Annotated in this window: 9 protein-coding genes and 1 pseudogene; 7 read left to right on the plus strand and 3 right to left on the minus strand. The window is 46.8% G+C overall.

Annotation, left to right across the window (positions count from 1 at the left end):
• A pseudogene (locus QUA24_RS22960) lies at positions 1 to 542 on the minus strand (SH3 domain-containing protein); the annotation flags it as partial.
• Positions 543 to 1,727: 1,185 nt separating this feature from the next.
• Here QUA24_RS22960 and QUA24_RS22965 point away from each other — a divergent pair.
• Positions 1,728 to 2,609 (plus strand): lysophospholipid acyltransferase family protein, encoded by an 882-nt coding sequence (locus tag QUA24_RS22965; RefSeq protein WP_333232328.1) that lies wholly within the window; start codon positions 1,728 to 1,730, stop codon positions 2,607 to 2,609.
• Positions 2,610 to 2,972: 363 nt separating this feature from the next.
• Here QUA24_RS22965 and QUA24_RS22970 read toward each other — a convergent pair whose 3' ends face one another.
• A complete protein-coding gene (locus QUA24_RS22970) occupies positions 2,973 to 4,382 on the minus strand; it encodes a 2-polyprenyl-6-methoxyphenol hydroxylase-like oxidoreductase (protein WP_333232330.1) in 1,410 nt (469 codons plus the stop codon).
• A 317-nt stretch (positions 4,383 to 4,699) separates the two neighbouring features.
• Here QUA24_RS22970 and QUA24_RS22975 point away from each other — a divergent pair, with 317 nt between their 5' ends.
• A complete protein-coding gene (locus tag QUA24_RS22975) occupies positions 4,700 to 7,801 on the plus strand; it encodes an MFS transporter (protein WP_333232332.1) in 3,102 nt (1,033 codons plus the stop codon).
• An 857-nt stretch (positions 7,802 to 8,658) separates the two neighbouring features.
• On the plus strand, positions 8,659 to 13,740 hold the full coding sequence (locus QUA24_RS22980; protein WP_333232334.1) for a response regulator: 5,082 nt from the start codon (positions 8,659 to 8,661) through the stop codon (positions 13,738 to 13,740).
• 130 nt (positions 13,741 to 13,870) lie between these two features.
• On the opposite strand, the gene QUA24_RS22985 is transcribed toward QUA24_RS22980, so the two are convergent.
• A complete protein-coding gene (locus tag QUA24_RS22985) occupies positions 13,871 to 15,532 on the minus strand; it encodes a glycosyltransferase family 39 protein (RefSeq protein ID WP_333232335.1) in 1,662 nt (553 codons plus the stop codon).
• Positions 15,533 to 15,606: 74 nt separating this feature from the next.
• On the opposite strand from QUA24_RS22985, the gene QUA24_RS22990 reads away from it, so the two are divergent.
• The 4 genes from QUA24_RS22990 to QUA24_RS23005 all read left to right on the plus strand — a co-directional run.
• Positions 15,607 to 17,094, plus strand: coding sequence for a hypothetical protein (locus QUA24_RS22990; protein WP_333232337.1), 1,488 nt, complete (start codon positions 15,607 to 15,609; stop codon positions 17,092 to 17,094).
• Positions 17,095 to 17,255: 161 nt separating this feature from the next.
• Positions 17,256 to 17,429 (plus strand): hypothetical protein, encoded by a 174-nt coding sequence (locus tag QUA24_RS22995; RefSeq protein ID WP_333232338.1) that lies wholly within the window; start codon positions 17,256 to 17,258, stop codon positions 17,427 to 17,429.
• Positions 17,430 to 17,547: 118 nt separating this feature from the next.
• Positions 17,548 to 17,952, plus strand: a complete 405-nt coding sequence (locus QUA24_RS23000; protein ID WP_333232340.1) for a hypothetical protein — start codon at positions 17,548 to 17,550, stop codon at positions 17,950 to 17,952.
• Positions 17,953 to 18,881: 929 nt separating this feature from the next.
• The coding region (locus tag QUA24_RS23005) for a DUF4347 domain-containing protein (RefSeq protein ID WP_333232341.1) at positions 18,882 to 21,132 on the plus strand (2,251 nt) is incomplete at its 3' end.

Here is a 21,132-nt window from a genome sequence, read left to right on the forward strand (position 1 = left end):
GCTGGTGCTGGTGCTGGCGCTGGTGCTGGCGCTGGTGCTGGTGCGGGACTTGGACGGGGTGTCGGTGCAGGTGCGGGTGTTGCTGCGGGTGCAGGTGCAGGTGCGGGACTTGGGGAAGGAGTTTGACTAATGGTGCACGAACCTAAATTACTTTCGTCGTTGGGATAGCCGCTAGCTACATACCCTGTGACGGGAGCGGTAATTTGAATCCAGAGGCGACCGTCGGAGGCTTTAACCGAAGTAGCGCCTTGGGAGAGCGTTACCTGAGTGTTAAGTCCTACCCCGCCCACTCTAGGGGATTTGGGGTCTGGGTTCTGGCGAACGGTCAAACCTTCTTTGGGAGTGACTTTGCGGCAAAGGTTGCCAGCCTGGGCTATTTGAAACGTGGCGCTATCTTCAAATGAAATATTTTCAGCATCTTGACTGACAGTGGATGTTGATGGGGCGGCAACAGCGATGGCATTCGCCTGCAAACTTCCGGCTACGATCGCGATCGCGCCCAGCAATGCAGCGGGTTTATTCCAGCAATTCAAGTTTTTCATCCGTTCAAATCCTCACTTAACCACAATAATTATCTTAATTGCAGGTCAATATAGCAAAAAAATCGATTTGTCTTCCACAAAAAAGCTTTATATAACTTTTTTATGACTGCAAGTCAAGTTTTATTGATATTATTTAATGTTTGGTGAGTTGAGCGAAGAGACATAAAGCTGCTACGCCTATAAATGGCTCATTATGGCAGAGCGGGATAGGGGGAGAAGGCCAGAGTGTCCGAGTCGGGGAATGGCAGAGGGGGAAAGCCAACAGTTAACTGTTTAAATGCGGGACAGTTTACTAGGAATCAAAGTCATGTGTTGTCCGCCAATATCTTGTCAGGTGTCCGTTAAACCATTTAGCGGCCTGTTGTTGCAGTTGAGTAATATGGGGCTACATTTCAGGTGAATTCTTGGCAGCTTCGAGAGCGAGATTGTGCTGGAGATACTCCAAGAGTCAGATTGACCAAGAATTTCTTGATGGTGCAAGCCCCCGGATTTATCCGTGGAATCAATCCCAAATCGAAAATCGAACATCCTCAAGCCCCCCCATTTATCCGTGGGGTCGCCTCTAAAATCTAAAATCGATTGACAGGTGATTGGCGCGATCGACCCCATCGTCGCAGTGGAGTGTTGGAAGCCGAATACAGTTCTTCGATCTCGCTGACATAACTCCATTGTCGATCGTACCTTACTTAAAATTGTGGTAAACAGCACCAATCGCTAGCATTGACCCGAGGGCTGGCGTCAATTTGATAAAATCTTCCAAAACGGAAACTTATCGGCTTGAGGCACAGTTGTGTTTTTCTGGCTAAAGTCGCCCCGCCATCAGCGACAGTTGGTGTAGCTGTTTGCAAACGGTTTTGTTCCTGTGGAGACAACCAGCACAAAACCTCCGAACAAAAGCAGCCCGCTCACATCAGAAACCAAATATTTGCGCCAATTCTGATTTAATTATATTGCTATAGCAACCGCGCTCCATGTTTATGAGGTTTTTACTTGCTAAAACTAATGCGGTAGATTCTTTCGGAATGGGAGCATATTAATGATATGAATTTTTTTTGAGGGCGATCGGGATTAGCACACTCACAAGGAGAGGAAAAGCCCAACTAATCTCCTCCCTTATTCCTTCTGTCCCAAATAACTAAAGCCTTCTCTATTCGATAGTTAAAGCTTTCTTCCTTCTACTATATAATGACCAAAGCGTTAAATATTTTTGCAGTGACAAAAACTACTAACAAAAAAGACGGCAAATCCTCTAAATATCCCTTTGACGGTCTATCTTTAGACGATCGCAATCCCGACTTCATTCAGCTTTTGTTGCCATTCTGGGAATGGCTGTACCGCTACTACTTCCGCGTACAAAGCGACGGCTGGCACCACGTACCCGCCAGCGGAAAAATGCTTGTGGTTGGTTCTCACAACGGGGGACTTGCCGCTCCAGATATGTTTATGTTCCTATACGAATGGTTCCGCAGGTACGGAACGGAACGCTTGGCCTACGGATTGATGCACCCAACGGTTTGGCAAGTTTCTCCTGATGTTGCTAGCATGGCGGTTCAGTGTGGAGCCCTCAAGGCGCATCCGAAAATGGCGATCGCAGCTTTGCGGAAAAATGCCCCAGTTCTCGTCTATCCGGGCGGCGCTCAAGATGTTTTCCGCCCCCACCACTTGCGCGATCAAATCTACTTTGCCGGACGCAAGGGATTTATCAAATTAGCATTGCGAGAAGAAGTACCAATTGTACCAATTATATCGCACGGTGCTCACGATACTTTGATAGTTTTGGCAGATTTTTACGAACAAGCAAAGCAATTGCATGAATTGGGAATGCCGTGGCTATTTGGCATCGATCCGGTGGTATTGCCCGTGTATTTGGGATTGCCTTGGGGATTGAGTATTGGGCCTTTGCCAAACCTGCCTTTACCCGTGCAAATTCGGACTCGCGTGTGCGAACCGATTGTATTTGAGAGGTATGGTGCGGAGGCGGCGCGCGATCGCGATTATGTTGATGCTTGTTTCGAGCGAGTTACTGCCCAAATGCAAGAACAATTAGATTGTTTGGCTGGCAAGTAACAATTGCACAACTCTAGATTATTCTCTGCAGCAGAAACCGATTTTTTTTACTACAAAATAGCGTGAGTCGCGAGGGATATGGGTAAAAACACTGGTTTATTGACTCTTGTGGGTAAGTCGTGACTGCAAACAGTTTTTGAAATAAATCATTAGATTTATTTCAAAAACGGACAATTGCGGTACTAAATCGGATTTTACCCATCTTAATTACGTGAAATACCAGAAAACCGCAGTCGCCAAAGTGATACTTTTTATCATGCAGGTTGTAGCGGACATCATATCAGGTTAAATCAACGCAGGTGAAGAGGATTTCATCTGCGTTTATCTTCCTTACTCGGCGGTAAAAAAATAGACTTGGCAAAACTAACCTGATTCTGTATAAACTCTTGATCTTAATTCTGCGTTCTGTCGAACGGTGACTAATTGCCCGATCGCCTTAAGCGCAATACTGGGAGAAAAAAGTACAGCCGGCGACTCAATCATGTGCACAACTTCCACAAATGCTTGACAAACCTTAGCATCTCCGACCAGCACTTTTAACACCAAATCCATGTAATCAATTGTCAGTCGCGTAGCAAGGTTTAGTTTTGCACCTGTACTTCCCGGATAGCGAGAGTCCTGACTGATGGCAAACATCCAAGGAAGAGTGTGTAATTTTGCTAGTTTTTGTTGAAATTCTCGCGCAAAGCCTGTTAAATCGCCTTCTGGATACCGCTCTCTTTGCTTTTGCAAACATTCATCTAGCATCTGAGCATCCAGTGCAGCAACCGTCATTCCGTGTCCGTATATCGGGTTAAAAGCGCAAACTGCATGACCGATAATTATTAAGTTTTCAGGAGAACGACGGAGGCGCTCGTAGTGGCGCCAACGATTTTCTGTACCTCGATAGCTATAAATAGGTGTTATTGCTTCTGCATCTTTAATCGCATCATAAATTGTCGGGGTTGGCAGACTGCGGGCAAATTTTACAAAACCTGCTTCGTCTGGGGGGGGATAATCGCGATCGCCCCCGTCGAGAGTCACCAGCCAGCGATTGCCTTCGATCGGAAAAATTGCACCGCCACGAGTGCGAACTGGCGGGGCTAGTGACACAAATACTGGCGCTGTTTCTGACAATTTACCGCTGCATTTATAGATGCGGCTGGCATAGCCGACAAAAGCATTGATAACAGTTTCTTGCGGAGGTTCATATCCCAAACTTTTCAACCATTGAGGTGTTTTGGAAACTTTGCCGCCAGCATCGACTACTAAATCTGCATACAAATTCTCTGCATGGATGTTACCAGGGTTGTGGCGATCGCGAAAACGCACCGATACGCCAGCAATCCCCGCGCGCGAGGTATTCGCCAGTAACCCCGTTACTGTGCCTCCTTCGAGGAAATGCACCTTCGTATTTTCAGCCAAGCGGCGGCGAATTTGCCAATCAAGTAAATCGCGACTGAACAAAATTAAATCATTTAGATCCGGGCTAAAGTGCGGGGCCCAACCTGCCGGACTAAACCACCCGATCGACCTCGGATCTAAACTAGGAGCACCAGCAGCTACCAGTTCGTTTTCCAAGCCGGGAAAAAACTCTTCGAGAATGATTCTCCCCCGATTTAAAAGGATGTGAAGATGACGGGATTGAGGAATACCGGGGCGAGGTGTGGGTTTTTCTGGAAAAAAATCTCGTTCAACAATACTTACTCGGTCGAAGTGTTTTGCTAATACTCTAGAGGCCAACAGTCCTGCTAAACTGCCTCCAATAATAATTGCATGACTTTCTTGCTGCACTATCGAATTCCTTGAAAGCTAATTTGTTATGGCATTGGTTGATGAATTGTGAACAATTTTTCTGGACTTCTGTACCAACTCTTAATATCGATCGACCACAGATTCTCCTCTGCGATTATTTTAATCAGACTTACATACCACAAATATTCCTAAAGTGACAGCCGGCCGCAGACATATTTCTACACTTCCAACTGTAGGGGGATGCTTTAGCTCGTCAATAAGGCGATGCTTGCCATTGGGGGCATGAGTCTAAAACTATACATTGGTTAACTCGCGCCAACGATCGCGCGCACCCACCCCTTAATGAGGAATATACTATGTATCAAAATTTGCCAATAAATCCACAACTGTATAACATCGGGTTCTGGCTGGCTCAAGTGCCAGTAGAGCAGACTACAACAACAAACAGAGTAGAAGACGCAGCACTCCTTTATTCCGGGCCGCAATTTTTTATCGCCTTGATAGCTGGAGTGGTACTCGCCTGCGCTTTCCAGCTCTTGCTAACAAATTTATCAGTAGCAGCCGGTCTTTCGTACATGGGACAATCCCACGACGACGACCACCACTCGGATAGCAGCAGCCCCCCAGTCCGCCACATCGGCCGAAAGGTAGGTACTTGGACGCTAATCACCGTCACCATCGCCCTATTCTTTGCTTGCTTGCTAGCAGTTAAGCTCAGCTTGATTAGCAGCCCCGGTTTAGGTGCGATCGTCGGTTTGGTCGTGTGGGCTACCTATTTCTCAATGCTTGTCTGGGTGAGTTCCACCACCGTCGGTTCCTTGATTGGTTCCGTCGTCAACACCGCGACATCAGGCTTTCAAGCCATTGTCGGCACTGCAGCCTCGGCTATCGGTGCCAAAGCAGCTAGCAACCAAGTAGTCGCCACAGCCAAAGCAGCAGCAGCAGCAGTGGGCCATGAACTCGGTAGCGCGATCGACCCCACAAGCTTGCGAGAAAACGTCGAAGACTACATCCAAAGCCTCAAACCGCCAGAATTAGACATCAAAGGGATGCGTAGCGAGTTTGAAAAATTGCTTAATGATCCGCAACTAAAAACTATTGCAGCCGAAAATTTGCCAAATCTCGATCGGCAAACCCTCGTAGATTTAGTAAGTTCGCGATCGGACTTATCAAAACGCGACGTAAACCGGATTGTAGACCAACTTCAAGATGCTTGGAAACAAGTAGGAAAACAAGGGCAGCAATCAGACGGCATCGCCCAATTAGTAGACTATCTCAAATCTGCCAAATCGGGAGATTTGGTCTCAGATAAATTGGCAAGTCGGGTAGAAAAAGCCCTTAGCAATCTGGGCGGTCAAAATTCTGGACAAAGCCCGACCATGATGTCCCAAGCAACGACAATGGCAGTCAATGCTTTAATGGGAATAGTATTGGGTCGCACGGATATTTCTGACTTGGATGTGGAAAAAGTAGTCGGTCAGCTCAAAGAAGCTAAAGAGAAAGTTACCCAGCAAACTGATAAAATTACCGCTCAAGTCAAAGGCGAACCCGTAACTTACAGCCCAATTCGTGCGGACGTAGAAAACTACCTACTCAACACTTATTCGTGGCAGATGAACCCCCAAGCTATCGAGCGCGAATTTCGGGACGTTCTCTACGATCCTACAGCCGATCCTGGAACTGTGCGCCGCGAATTAGAAAAACTAAAACAGTCTAATTTTGCCGAAATCCTGGCTAGTAGAGGCGTTTTTACCCAAGACAAAATTAAAGAAATTTCCCAGGAATTAGAAGCAATTAGACAGCGCGTTTTACAAACCGTGATCTTTGCCGAGGAGCAAGAAAAATCTCGCGATTTACAGTGGCGGTTGGAAACTTATTTGAAGCTGACGCCGAAAGAAGAACTGACAGCAGCAGGTATCGGGAGCGATTTCAAAAAGATATTAGAGGATTCCGACGCTAGTTACGAACAGTTGCGCGATCGGCTTTCTCCTTACACCCGCGACAGTTTTGTGCAAATTCTCCGAGGCCGCGAAAACTTCGGATTCCAGGAAGTAGAACAGATTGTTCAAGAGTTGGAAAGGACGCGAGATGTAGTTTTAGCAGATGCGAAAGGTCTGCAAGAAGCAGCGCAAGCCCGACTAGACAACCAGTGGCAAAGAGTACAAGAATACTTGAAGTCTACGGGTAAAGAAGAACTTAATCCCGAAGGCATCAAGCGCGATTTGAAAACGCTGCTGGACAACCCGGAGGCGGGAATGTGGGCGCTGAGAGCTAGAGCTTCTAAGTTCGATCGCGAAACTTTGGTACAATTGCTATCTCAGCGGAAAGACCTCAGCGAAGACCAAGTAAATCACCTTCTCGACAGCGCCGAAGAAAATTGGCACAGCGCGGTGCATGCGCCGCAAAAGTTGGCCGAAAAAGCTAAGGATCAGTACGACCATACAACAACCGCCCTTGCAGATTACCTCCGCAATACGGGCAAATCAGAACTCAATCCTGAAGGGATTAAGCGGGATTTGACAAAACTCCTGGAAAATCCTAAAGAAGGAGCTTTAGCGCTGCGTGGCCGTCTGTCTCAAGTCGATCGCGATACTTTGGTAAAACTGCTTTCTCAGAGACAAGATTTGAGCGAGGAACAAGTCAATCAAATTATCGACCAAGTGCAGGAAACTCTTGGGTCGATTGTGAAAGCGCCGCGCCGTTTGGCAAAGCGGATGCAAAGCCAAGTACAGGATTTTCAGAGTGTTTTAGAAGATTATTTGCGTAATACGGGCAAGGATGAATTAAATCCCGAAGCCATCAAGCGCGACTTGCAACTGCTGCTGCATGACCCGAAAGTCGGCGCTTACAGTTTGGGCGAGCGCTTGTCGCACATCGATCGAGCTACAGTTGTTTCTCTGTTGTCTCAGCGGCCGGATATTTCTGAAGCAGAAGCCAATCGCATTGTCGATGGGATTTTGTCGGTGCGCGACGAGTTCGCAATGCAAATTCAGAAAATACAGGAGGGTATTCAGTCGGTAATTGACGGGATTCTCGGAAAAATTCGGGATTACCTCAATTCGCTCGATCGCCCTGAACTCAACTACGAAGGCATTACGCGGGACGTGCGGAAGTTATTTGATGATCCGCAAGCCGGATTTGAGGCTTTGCGCGATCGGCTGGGTCATTTCAACCGCGATACTTTAGTAGCATTAATGAGCTCTCGCGAGGACATTTCCGAAGCAGATGCCAACCGCTTAATCGACCAAATTGAAAGAAGCCGCAACACCGTCTTGCAAAGAGCAGAACGCTTGCAGCAAGAGGCACAGCTTCGCCTCGAAAGCATCAAAGTGCAAGCTGAAAAACAAGCCGAAGAAACCCGGAAAGCAGCAGAAGTTGCCTCTTGGTGGCTGTTTTTCACCGCTCTTACTTCGGCGGCAGCAGCAGCCGGCGCCGGTGCTTTAGCCGTCATCCGATAAAAAAAACTCAAGTTGCGATCGGATTGCATATAGTGCCTGATGTGAGTTTCTACTGACATCAGGCACTAATGTTAGTAAAGGATGTGATCGAGGAGTGAGAACTGGTTTTTATTAATTTGTTAGTACGGTTGAATAATGTTATGGTAAACCAGTTTCTACCCGTTTTTTGAGGCTAGTGCCAACGGTGAATCTATACATTTTAGTTAACAGTTTTGATTAATTTAAAATAGAAAAGCGAAAAACCGATTTTATTGATTGTTGTATATTTTATTTGCAGATGTAATAAATAAAAAGTCGCCGGATATTCATTGCCTCTGCTATCACAATTTTTGAACGGGGTTCAGGCTTGCAGGCTGGATTTGCTTTGAGGCAGATTCTACAACTGTTGCAAGGATTACTGAAGAATGACAAAAATCAAAACAGTTATTGGAGTGAAAACCTTTTGGCAAAGCAAACTTCGCGGATCAGTTCCCTCTCTCCTCAATATTTTTTAGGTACAATAATAGAGAGGGTTTTCCACCCAGCACGCCTGTTCTCCCAACTGCCCACCTCCCTGGCTGCGTCAGTATCAAACGCGAATTGTTTTGAGTTCGAGCGGCGGTTTATGTTGAAGATGCCGATCGTCAGGTTATAACTTGTAGGTCATAGGTTGTAAATAATATGGAACTAAAGCTGTGAAAATACTACACTGACTGTGGGGGGCAACATACCGGATACCTTGGAAATACCAAGGGCTTTGCTTTCGTCAGCCCAGAAAAGTCCAAACACGCAGGCCCTGCGATCGCCAATGCTAAACAACCTACGTCTCAAATCTCTCCTGGCTAGTTGCCTATTAGCACCGTGAGGAGGGCGACGCCATGCAACTCCGAAAAAAAACACTATTAATCATCGGTGCAGCGCTAATCAGCCTGATTGTGGTTCTCTATGCCACTGCATCAACTATTTTGCTGCATGATTTTCACAACCTGGAGGCACAGTACGTCCGCCAGGATGTCGCACGGGCTTTGGACGCATTAGATGATGACTTGTCGAATTTAGACACCAGCGCCCAAGATTACGCCGAGTGGGACGATACTTACTCTTTCGTCGAAGCACAGAACGAAAATTTTGTCAAGTCAAATTTTGTCGATTCGACATTTATTTACTTGAGACTAAACTTATTGGTACTGCTGGACTCCAACGGTAAGACTATCTTCAGCAAAGGTTTCGACCTGAAATCCCAAACAGAAATCCCGATTCCCGAAAGCTTAAAACAGCACTTGACCGAGGCGCTAGTAGACTCATCCACAGTCGAGGGCGATCGCCCCGCGGCCAAAACAGGCGTCCTCACCTTGCCAGAAGCCAGACTGCTGATTGCCGCCAAGCCCATCTTCAACAGCAACGCCCAAGGCCCGTCGCGGGGAACGCTGATCTTGGGACGCTACCTCGACAGCAGCGAAATCGGTTTGCTTTCAGAACTGACTCACCTGTCAGTGGATTTTAGATTGCCGAGTTTAGATTTTAAAGTGGGAGCCGCGAACTACTCCGGGCACAGCGCCAAGGCGCTGGCTCGATCGAGGCAGGAGTTGGAAAATGTCAAACTCAAAATTTCCAACCTCAAATCAGTAGAAATTTTAGTCGAGCCACTCAGCGACAGCTTAGTCGCAGGATACGCCCTGATTCGTGACATCCACGGGAACCTAGCGCTGCTGCTGCGAGTAGAGACAGATCGCATCATCTACGGCCAAGGTCAGGCTACCTTGGAGCTGTTTACCTTATCAATACTGGCAGTAGGTTTAATATTTAGCGCCATCACCCTGCTGTTGCTAGAAAAATTAGTCTTGGCGAGATTGGCTTCCTTGAGCACCAGCGTCAGCAACATCGCAGCCAACGGCGACCCAAGCTTAAGAGTTCAGATGGCCGGAGAAGATGAGCTCGCAAGCTTGGCCGACGGCATCAACCGAATGCTAGAAGCATTGGGCAATTCTCAAGTCGAACGTAATGAAAGCGAAGACCGCTATCGGTTGATGGCCGAAAACTCAACCGACATGATTACCAGACACGACCCCACAGGCGTGTTTGTCTACGTCTCGCCCGCCAGCCGGGCTTTACTGGGATACGAACCTTCGGAACTCATCGGCCGCGTCCCCAAGGATTATTTTCACCCCGACGATTTAGAAACCATTGCCAAAGCTCACTGGAAAGTCCTGGCCCTCCCAGTTACTTACACCGTCAGCTACCGGATCCGCCGCAAAGACGGCAAATACATTTGGTTTGAAACCACCGGCCGCACGATTAGTGATCCCCAAACCGGCGAAGTCCAAGAAATTATCGGCATTTCCCGCGACATCAGCGTGCGGAAGCAAACAGAACAAGAACTGCGAGAAAGCGAAGCTGCCATCAAAGCTTTGTACCAAGTAACTTCGGCTCCCCGTACAGACCCGCTCAACCACCTCTCTACCTTTGATTTGCGCCTCCAAGAACTGCTGGGAATGGGATCTCGGCATTTAGGTCTGTCGGTGGGAATTTTGTCTTGCATTGAAGGCGACAACTATCAAATAATGGCTGTTGAGTGTCCCGACGGGTCGATCGTCAAAGACCAAATCTATGATCTGGAAAAAACTTTCTGCGTCGCTACGTCAATGGCAAAAGAACCGATTTACTTTGAGTCGGTGCGATTTTCGGGTTTTTCCTTCAACAGCGACGATCGAGCTTTCCCCATCGAAGCTTACATGGGCATTCCCGTCACGGTGGGAGGTGAAGTTTACGGCACTCTGTGCTTCTTTTCTCCGACTCCTGTGACAGAACCGTTCCGAGCTGTAGACAGAGAGTTAGTGAAACTGATGGCTCAGTGGGTGGGAAGCGAACTCGAACGCCAGCAAACAGACGTAGATTTGGCAAAAGCTCGCGATCAAGCACTGGCGGCTACTAGAGCCAAAAGCGAATTTTTAGCCACCATGAGCCACGAAATTCGCACTCCGATGAATGGAGTCATCGGCATGACCGGTTTGCTGCTGGATACCCCCTTAACTCGTGAACAGCGCGATTTTGTAGAAACTATCCGCAGCAGTGGCGATGCCTTGCTGACGCTGATCAACGATATTCTAGATTTCTCGAAAATTGAGTCGGGCAAATTGGACTTGGAGGAACATCCGTTTGACATCCGCACTTGCATTGAGGAATCTCTAGACTTGGTAGCTACCAAGGCGGCACAAAAAAAACTGGAAGTAGGTTACTTGATCGATCGTACAGTACCAACAACGGCGATCGGCGATAGCACCCGCTTGAGGCAAATTTTAATCAACTTGCTCAGTAATGCTGTTAAATTTACCGACGCAGGAGAAGTGGTGGTTTCGGTGACAGCAAAAAAGATTTCAGTGCCGACGGCTAACGCTAAAGAACTGTCATTAATTGCTGGCGAACCGGTAGCAATTAACCCAGCATACGAAATACATTTTGCGGTCAAAGATACCGGTATCGGCATTCCGGGCGATCGCATGGATCGGCTATTTAAATCTTTCAGTCAGGTTGATTCTTCAACGAGCCGGCAGTACGGCGGTACCGGATTAGGTTTGGCAATTAGCAAGCGTTTGGCCGAAATGATGGGCGGCCGGATGTGGGTGGAGAGTATGGGTAGTGTTGCGGGAAATCCTCCTGCAGATTTTAGATCATCGGCAGTTTTTGATTTGGGATGGGCAGAATCTTGCGAAATTGCCGAAAAATATGGCTATGGCAAATCTGTACTCAGTAACAAGCCGCTCGGCCAAAATACGCAATCCGTTGGCTCTACTTTTTATTTTAGTACGATCGTTTCTAGCTGCAAGAATTCCTTACCACTTAACTTGAGCAATTCTCAACCTGAATTAGCTGGAAAGCGAGTCTTAATTGTCGATGACAATGCTACCAACCGCAGAATTTTGACTCTCCAAGCTCAGTCTTGGGGAATGGTGGCTAGGGCTTCAGCTTCGGCTCGTTTGGCTTTAGATTGGCTGGCTGCTAAAGAGATGTTTGATTTGGCAGTTTTGGATATGCAAATGCCGGAAATGGACGGGTTAGCTTTAGCGGCGCAAATTCGCCGATATCCTGATTGCGAAAAGTTGCCGTTAGTGATGCTAACTTCGATCGGCAGGCAAGAAATTAACCCCCCGGCTATGGAGATGGATTTTGCTGCTTTTTTGAATAAACCCATCAAACAATCTCAGCTTTACAATGTTTTAATCAATATTTTTGGAGAACAGACAACGGAATTTAAAGGGCAGCGCACTAGCGGGCCTTTCTTGCAAACCATACCCGTGCTGGCCGAGAACTTACCTCTGCGGATTCTGTTGGCTGACGATCATTTGGTGAATCAGAAGGTGGCTTTGCAGATTTTACAGCGGATGGGGTATCGCGCGGATGTGGCGGGAAACGGTATCGAAGTGCTCGAAGCTTTGCGCCGCCAGCCTTATGATGTGGTGCTGATGGATGTGCAAATGCCGGAAATGGACGGACTGGAAACTACCCGCCACATCCGCGAGCAATTTTCAGCAGATTTAACTTTAGAAAATCCCACGGGAGAATCAGAAGTTTCCGCAACAGATGAGCAGTCTAATAATCGCAAATCGAAAATCGAAAATCCCAAATTGACTGACGAGGAATCTAACAATCGAAAATCGAAAATCGAAAATGGAAAATCGATAGACTCGACCAAAAACCCCACGGAAGAATCAGAATTTTCCGCAAATGATGAGCAATCTAATAATCGCAAATCGAAAATCGAAAATCCCAAATTGACTGACGAGGAATCTAACAATCGAAAATCGAAAATCGAAAATGGAAAATCGATAGACTCGACCAAAAACCCCACGGAAGAATCAGAATTTTCCGCAAATGATGAGCAATCTAATAATCGCAAATCGAAAATCGAAAATCCCAAATTGACTGACGAGGAATCTAACAATCGAAAATCGAAAATCGAAAATCGAAAATCGATAGACTCGACCAAAAAAACCACGGAAAAATCAGAATTTTCCGCAAATGATGAGCAATCTAATAATCGCAAATCGAAAATCGAAAATCCCAAATTGACTGACGAGGAATCTAACAATCGAAAATCGAAAATCGAAAATCGAAAATCGATAGACTCGACCAAAAAAACCACGGAAAAATCAGAATTTTCCGCAAATGATGAGCAATCTAATAATCGCAAATCGAAAATCGAAAATCCCAAATTGACTGACGAGGAATCTAACAATCGAAAATCGAAAATCGAAAATCGAAAATCGACAAGACCTTGGATTGTGGCGATGACGGCAAATGCGATGCAGGGCGATCGCGAAGAGTGTATGGCTGCGGGGATGGACGACTATTTGAGCAAGCCGATCGCAATTGACCAGTTGGTGCGAGCTTTGCTCGCGTGTAAATCTCGCTCGAACTCTGCATTCGATCGTCTGCAGCCGATCGTTTGTTTGGATGCCCCGGCGGAACAGATCGAAGGAACGAGTGAATTACAAGTCCGATCGAATGTGGCTGTTGCGGGAAATCCACAACTGACAATTCCCAATTCGCCGGCCCTCGTCGATTGTGGTGCATCAAATCTCGATCGGGCTTTGTCCGAGACTCACGATTCCCTGAGTGCAAAGATTATAGAGGGACTGCGAGAAGTGGAAGCTTTGGACGAGGCGATCGAGATTTACCTCGAAACAGCTCCCGAACTGCTGCGAGGCATCTCTATGGCTCTGTGCAACGCCGATCCGCTGGCTTTGCGGCGATCGGCTCACTCTTTAAAATCGATTAGCGGTACTCTGGGTGCTTTTCGCTTGTATGAGCTGTGCGAGGAACTCGAAATCATGGGCCGCATGGGAACAAATGCTAACCAGCCTTTACCCGATCCGGCCTGCGCGCTTTTAGAACAGGTTGAGGCCGAGTATCAAAGAGTCGAAACGGCGTTAAAAATAGAAAAGCAGTCTGTTGATTGTTAGCGGTTATATCCTGTCCGATTGATTTCTCATAAATTAAAGTCCACTCCGGGTAAGGCTGTCAATCTGGAGCAACATTAGACACTCGAAAGTTATCTCAACCACTCTAAGGAGGGGACTGTTAACTATTAACTTACTTTTTAGTTACCACAACCCAATCGTCTGCTGTTTTCATAATCTCAGCATTCTGCAAACCTAAATGTTTTAAAACAGGTTTTTCTAACAGAAAATAAGGTTGAGGAAGAGATTGCCATTTCTTTTTGAGCGTCGGCGCGTCGGCGACAATAACTTGGCGTTGACTGTAAAAATTCAGCGATGGACGGCCCAAGCGGTGAGAAGTAAACACCTGTTGACCGGCCGGAGTTCCTGTGCGGACAATTTCGGCGATCGGCTTAACGGGATAATCCTCCGCCAGTTCCCAAACCCAGTTATCTGAAGCCACCAATACTAATAGCGTCAGGTAAGTTCCCCATATTAAAACTAATATAAACTGCCTGTCTTGGCGGTGCAGCAACACGGCCGCCATTGTCATTGTCAAACCTAAAACCATCAGCATTAACTGCAAATCTCGCTCGATCGGCACAATGTATTTCCCAAGTTGCACTAAGCCACTGAAGTAAATGCAGCCGACAACACCAACTACACCCAGCACTGCCAAAATCGCGGGATGAGGCAACAAAGAAATAGCATCAAAACGTTCTTCTGCTTCCTCTTTGACCGGTTCTGGCGGCAGCCAAAGTTGATCCCAAACTTCAGCGAGATAACTGCCAACGGCAAGAGCAAAAGCTGGATAAATTGGCAAAACATACCACGGCAATTTAGTAGTCATCACAGAAATAGCCAGCAGATATACTCCAGTCCAAACCAACACTAATTTTGGCCCGGGAAAACTGCGATTTTCCCAACTCAAACGCAGCCCTTGTAGCCAAAATAACTGCCACGGCCAAGCTAATTTTAAAATTTCTAAAATATAATACCAGGGCGGGCCTTTGTGACTGCTCACAGGTTCCGAAATGCGTCGGAAAGATTCGTTAACTAAATTAGCGTGGATGAAATATTGGCCGTAGTGCAGCCATTGGGCAAAATACCAAGCAGCTACTGGCAATGTTCCGATCGCGAATCCGCCCCAAAGATACCCAGAAGTGAGGAGTCGCGGGGTATCCCAAACCAAAAAAATACAGCCCATCCCAGCCAGCAGCAGCCCCAACATCACGCCCTTAGTCAGGCAAATGAGCCCGAACCCAATCCCCGCACCCAAAGCGTAGCGCAAGTCGCGGCGCGATCGTAGCAAACACCACATCGCCCCCAGCAAAAAACACAAAACCGCCCCATCCAACATCGCCAAACGTCCATGCCGCACCACTGGTAACAGCGTCAGATAAACGAGGGCAGAAAAAATGGCGATCGAACGCGGCGGAAACAACTCCCTGCCAATGGCGTAAAGCAAGGGCACTGAAGTCGCTGTCAGCATCGCCGGTGCCAACCTCGCCGTCAATTCGCTGACACCGCCTGCTGCAAAACACAGCCCGATTAGCCAGTGTACCAGCGGTGGTTTGTTGAAATAGGGCATAGAGTCGATCGTCGGATACAGCCAATTTAAGTTGCCGCGCCAAATTTCGCGACTTACCTGCGCTGCAATGCCTTCATCCCAATCCCGCAAAGCCACGCCGCCCAGATTCAGCCCGAAAATCAGCACTGCAGCCAACAGAAAAGCCAGCATCCACACTTTGTCTGTAAAGCTGTCATTCCAGCGATTTTTCGGTTTGCGGCCCAGGAATGGAAAGATTTCTGACATAAGTTAAGAGAGTTTTGAGCGTCCCAAACTGAAGGTAAACTTAGACAGCAGTTATTTGCAACTAGGAAAATACCATGAACTTGCCTGTAATTATAGATATTATCATTGGCTTAGTATTTATCTACCTGACTTTAAGCTTGCTAGCTTCGGAAATTCAGGAACTGATTGCTACTGTTTGGCAGTGGCGGGCGGAACATTTAAAGAAGTCGATCGAAGTGCTGATTTCAGGAGGCAGCGAAGGTGCGAAAGATCCCCTGCAATTTAAGCGAGTCGGACAGTTAGCCCATTCGATTTACGCCAATCCGATTATCAAAGATTTGAATCAGGGAGCGAAAGGGCTGTTATCAGAGGGATTTCGCTCTGTTACGCACCGCCTGGGGGATTTGTACCACGGAATTACGGGTACTAAAAATGTTTTCGGCAATAAATTCAGTGGGCCTTCTTATATTCCAGCCGAGTGTTTTTCTGCTAGTCTTTTGGAGACTTTAAAGGTTTCTAGTTTGCTCAGCTCTATCTCTAAAACCCGATTGGAAAGATTTAAAGATTTACAGTTGGCACAAATTCAACAGATTGGAGCGAATCTGAGTTTACCGGATGCTACTCAACCGATTATTGAGCAAGAATTTAGGTGGCTGACTGCGGAGTTCAATCGAGTTGTTGAAGATTATCAAAACAATTTAGCAAGTTTGAACAACAGCTTAGATCGAATGTCGGAAAAGCTAGAATTTTATATTAAGGATTCTCAGGTTTATCTACCAGAAACCGAGCAGGGAGGGAGAGAATTTCAGAGGCAGATGGCATTTGTCAAGGCTCGTTTTGATAGCAAAATTGAGCGGGTGGCGCTGCTGGGGCAACTGCAACCGAGTTTTAGCAATCTGTTAAATACTGTTAAAAAAAGTCAAGAGTCGGCAGCAGAAATTATGGAACTCAAAGAGGAAAGTCCGATTTATCAACAAATTCAAGAAACCTTGGACCGTATGCCAGAATCTTTGAAACGCAGCCTTTATATTTTAGCGCAGCGCGCTGAAAAAGGCAGCGGAGATACTCAAGAGCAGTTGGAGCGGTTTCAGAAAGAAATCGAAATTTGGTTTGACCAATCGATGGAGCGTGCTTCTGGTGTTTACAAGCGGAATGCTAGAGGGGTTGCGATTTTGCTCGGAACTGCGATCGCTGTCGCTGCTAATGCTGATAGCATTCATATTATTAATCGGTTGTCGAAGGATTCGATGTTGCGATCGACTGTTAATGTGTACGCTGAGCAGTTGGTGGAAAAAAATGCTAAGACTAAATTAGATAATTTAACAAGTCTGAGAAAAGTTCAAAAGGATGTAGATATAGCTTTGGATGAGGTAGCCCTGCCTTTTGGATGGAGCGAACAGAACAGCTTAGAACGAGATAAGCAGGGGAATTTATTGTGGCTGGCTTTGATTTCCAAATTGTTTGGTTGGATATTAAGCGGCGTAGCTATTTCTATGGGGGCTGCTTTTTGGTTTGAGGCGCTCAACAAGATTATTAATATTCGCAATGCAGGGAAAAAACCGCCATCTTCCACAGAATCTTGAACGGTGCAGTTGCCAGGCCAATCTACTAAGGATCGCGAATTAAATAACTTACAATTTTAATTGTTATTGTGGGACGCCCATCCCACTTTCAAGAGTGGAAGTTATTTAATTCTCATTCCTAAGTGTCATACCCTTTTAGATTTTAGATTTTAGATGGGCGAATGACTCAAGACTATCGAGGTTTGAAGCACGGGCTTACAGTTGGATTTTTTTTTGAAAGTGGTATCACGGATAGGATATCGGATCGATCGGTAATTTGGCGTTTGCCGGAAGTCAGGGAAAACACGCAGAATATAAATTCCGTGCGATCGCGGATGGCAGTGCTGCAGAAATAGGGGAAACTAATAGATAGGTTAAATAAGAATGGGCGAAATAAACAAGGTCGCTGGCAGTTTCAGAAGCTCTGACTCCAAGGCTGTATCTACCGCTAAACACACTTTTGGAGTACGGAATATGTTAACTTCTTTCAGGGAAACGACTCCCGCCTCGAAATACGGAGATCCCCCATCCCAAAGCTTTGTAGTCAAGGACTCCAGCATCAATGAATGTGGATATTTTGTTTCCAGAATTTTGGCTGGGGAATCTGAGTGCATTGAGAAAATGACCTCCGCACTTCAAAAATCTGCCTCTATCCTTAGAGAGATTGACAAAGTTGGCTCGACTTCTGGTGGCAGCTCGAACCAAGTGCAATTAGGCTTTGTTATCCTCAGTTCAGATTACCTCAAACCATACAAAAGTCAATTGCCAAAATCGCATACCTCTATGACTCCAAACAACGGACTTGGTTCGTGTTATGCCGATCGATATAGTGATACACTCAGCAACGGCGGTGTGAGCGATCGACTGTTTGCTAATTAAGGAGAGTAATTTAATGGAGGGTATCGAACCTACCGAGGGCGACTGAATCCGAATACAATTTTAATTAGGGAGGCAGCCGCGATCGCAATCAACGATTTGATATGACTCAATCTGCAATCATCTCAATTCGCGGTGAATAACTTGAATCACTTTTGCAGTGAAGATGGCAGTCCTCACAGTGTCGGTAGCACCCCATCAGCCAATTGATTTCCAGCCAGAGGTTCCACTTAATATTAAATCGTTTTGACCGCAAGCATCCAGGATACAAGCCCCCGGATTGATCCGTCCAGAAATAAAAAATCTGTACCCGATGAAACTTGCCCCCGAATTTATCCGTGGTGTCAATGCTTCAATTCTAAAATCTAAAATCTAAAATCTAAAATCTAAAATCGATTGACTGTTAGTAAATGCAACCAAACTTCCTGGTAATCAGTATTTGGGTGTACCGCCAACCTAGCAGCTTCAAAGCATATAGAATTCTTCAAAATCTACATAATTCAGTTTTCCATTGGATGAAATACAGCTAGGGAAACTCTAGTGCATTGTGCCTATACGTAAAATATCACAATCAAATAAAAACTACTCAATATAATTAAGAGGAGTTATGCTGGGGGAAATTACCTCCACCCTTTCCGACTACCTGAAAGCAGACTACTTTTAGCCAAATAATGTCGCACAAATTTGATAGTACCACCGAGATTGATTTATTTAAATCTGCAATATAAATATTGTAATATCTTCCCATCGGTAGAGGTCATAATTTTCATTGTGGTAAATGGAGAAAAGGGAAATGTGGCTCCAAATAAATCAACAAAAATATTTTTAAAATGACGCTATCTCCCAATTAGATGTTAAGATATAATCAAATAAGTCTGATGAGATTACTCCTGGGTGTATCTACTAATAATGCCCTTAATGGAGTCTCCAATATGAGTTATACATTCGCTCAAGTTAACTCACAATCTGCTTTTGAAAAAGTGCCACTGCGCTCCTTAGTCTTCATTGACTCCGGCGTGGAAGATTACGAGTCACTTACAGCGGGAGTGCTGCCGGGACAGCAGGTAGTAATACTCGATCGCACCAAAAACGGCATCGAACAAATCACCTCTGAACTTGAAAAATACGCCTCTACTAACGAGGCGATAGACTCGGTTCACATTATTTCTCACGGCAGTTCTGGCAGCCTACAATTAGGCAACACCGCTCTGGGTTCAGATAACATAGAGCAATACAAAAGCCACTTGGAAAAGTGGCAAACTGCACTAGCCCCACAAGCAGACATCATGCTGTACGGCTGCGATGTAGCAGGCGGTACAGGTGCTAATTTCGTCGATCGCTTCAGTCAATTAACCGGGGCTGACGTTGCGGCATCCACCAACATAACTGGTCGGGGCGGCGACTGGAATTTAGAATTTGCCTCTGGCCAAATTGAAACTCCCTTAGCCTTGGGGCCCGATGCGATGGCAAGTTACCAAGGTGATTTAGCTACGATCGTAGTAGCCAACAATAGCGATAGCGGGCCCGGTTCATTAAGGGCTGCGATCGCCACCGCTGTTGCAGGGGATACAATTACCTTCGCTCCAGGTTTAGCCAGCCAAACCATTACCCTCACCAGCGGTCAACTCGATATTCCCGTTGGCAAAAACATCACGATTGACGGCGCTGCCTCACCCGGTTTAACTATCAGTGGTAACAACGCATCCCGCGCCTTTTTTGTCAATGCCAACGTTGCGACTGCTACCACTTTTGCGGTCAAAAACCTCATTATTACTAACGGCAAAACGGCTGATCGAGGTGGCGCGATCGGCACAACCGACGAAGTAAACCTCACAGTAGAAAACGTTCAGTTCAACAACAACGTCGCCGATCAAGGCGGTGGCGCAATTTTCGGTAATTTCAACAATACCCTGACTGTTACCAACAGTAAATTCAACGGCAACGTAGCTACCGCAGCTAACGATGAACGCGGTGCAGGTGCGATCGGCTTTTTGAGTTTCAAAACTATTACAGTCACCAACAGCGACTTCACCAACAACAAAGGAATTAACGGCGGGGCAATTAACAGCCTTCAAGGTAAGCTGACAATTGACAACTCCCGATTCATCGGCAACGACACCACAGCAGCCACTTTCGCCACAGGGCAGCCCAATTCTTTCTTAAGAGGTTTCGGCGGCGCAGTTTATACCGATCGAGCCAGCAATCCGAGCGAAGCTTCCGGCACAATTAAGATTACCAATAGCGTATTTCAAGACAATAAAGGTCGAGGTGAAGGAGGCGCAGCTTATCTGTTCACCGGCAGCCAAGACAACGTTATTTTGGAAAAGAGCACCTTCCAAAATAACGAAATTCTGGCGCTACCCGGTGGAAATCCTGGAAACGGTGGTGGGGTAACGATTTTGAGCGACAACACCAACCAGGGATTGACCATTACCAACACCACCTTTGCTGGCAACAAAGCCGGCAATCAAGGTGGCGGCCTGTGGATGCGAAATGCCCCTACTACGATTACTAACAGTACGTTTTCTGGCAACTCCACGGCGTATGCTGCTGGTGATTTCAACAAACTCGGCGGTGCAATGACTCTTGGTGCACCCACAACCATTCTCAACACGACGATCGCCGATAATTCTGCAGGCTGGGTTGGTGGAGGTATCTTCGCCGATGCCAATAATGTCACCCTCAAAAACACGATTCTTTCCAACAATACAGCGGCTAACGGAGGAAACCCTTGGGGCATTCAGCAACACGTCACCGCCCAATATAGCGATCAAGGAGGGAATTTTCAGTGGCCGGCCAAAAATCCCAATGACGGAAGCGATTTCAATGCGACGGCAAGTATTACGATCGCAGACCCCTTACTTGGCCCTTTGCAAAACCTCAACGGCGCTTTAGTCAGGCCGCTGCTGATAGGAAGTCCGGCAATTGATAAAGGGATTGCCACCGGCGCACCCACTACGGATCAGCGCGGCGTGACTCGCCCTCAAGATGGCGACAGCATTCCAGGTGCGATCGTGGACAGCGGCTCTTTTGAATTGGGAGGTAGTGTCGTCCCAGTGCCAACTCCCACACCCGCGCCAGTGCCAACTCCCACACCCGCGCCAGTGCCAACTCCCACACCCGCGCCAGTGCCAACTCCCACACCCGCGCCGGCGCCAACTCCCACACCCGCGCCAGTGCCAA

This window comes from Microcoleus sp. Pol12B5, assembly GCF_036701335.1.
Lineage (GTDB): Bacteria > Cyanobacteriota > Cyanobacteriia > Cyanobacteriales > Microcoleaceae > Microcoleus.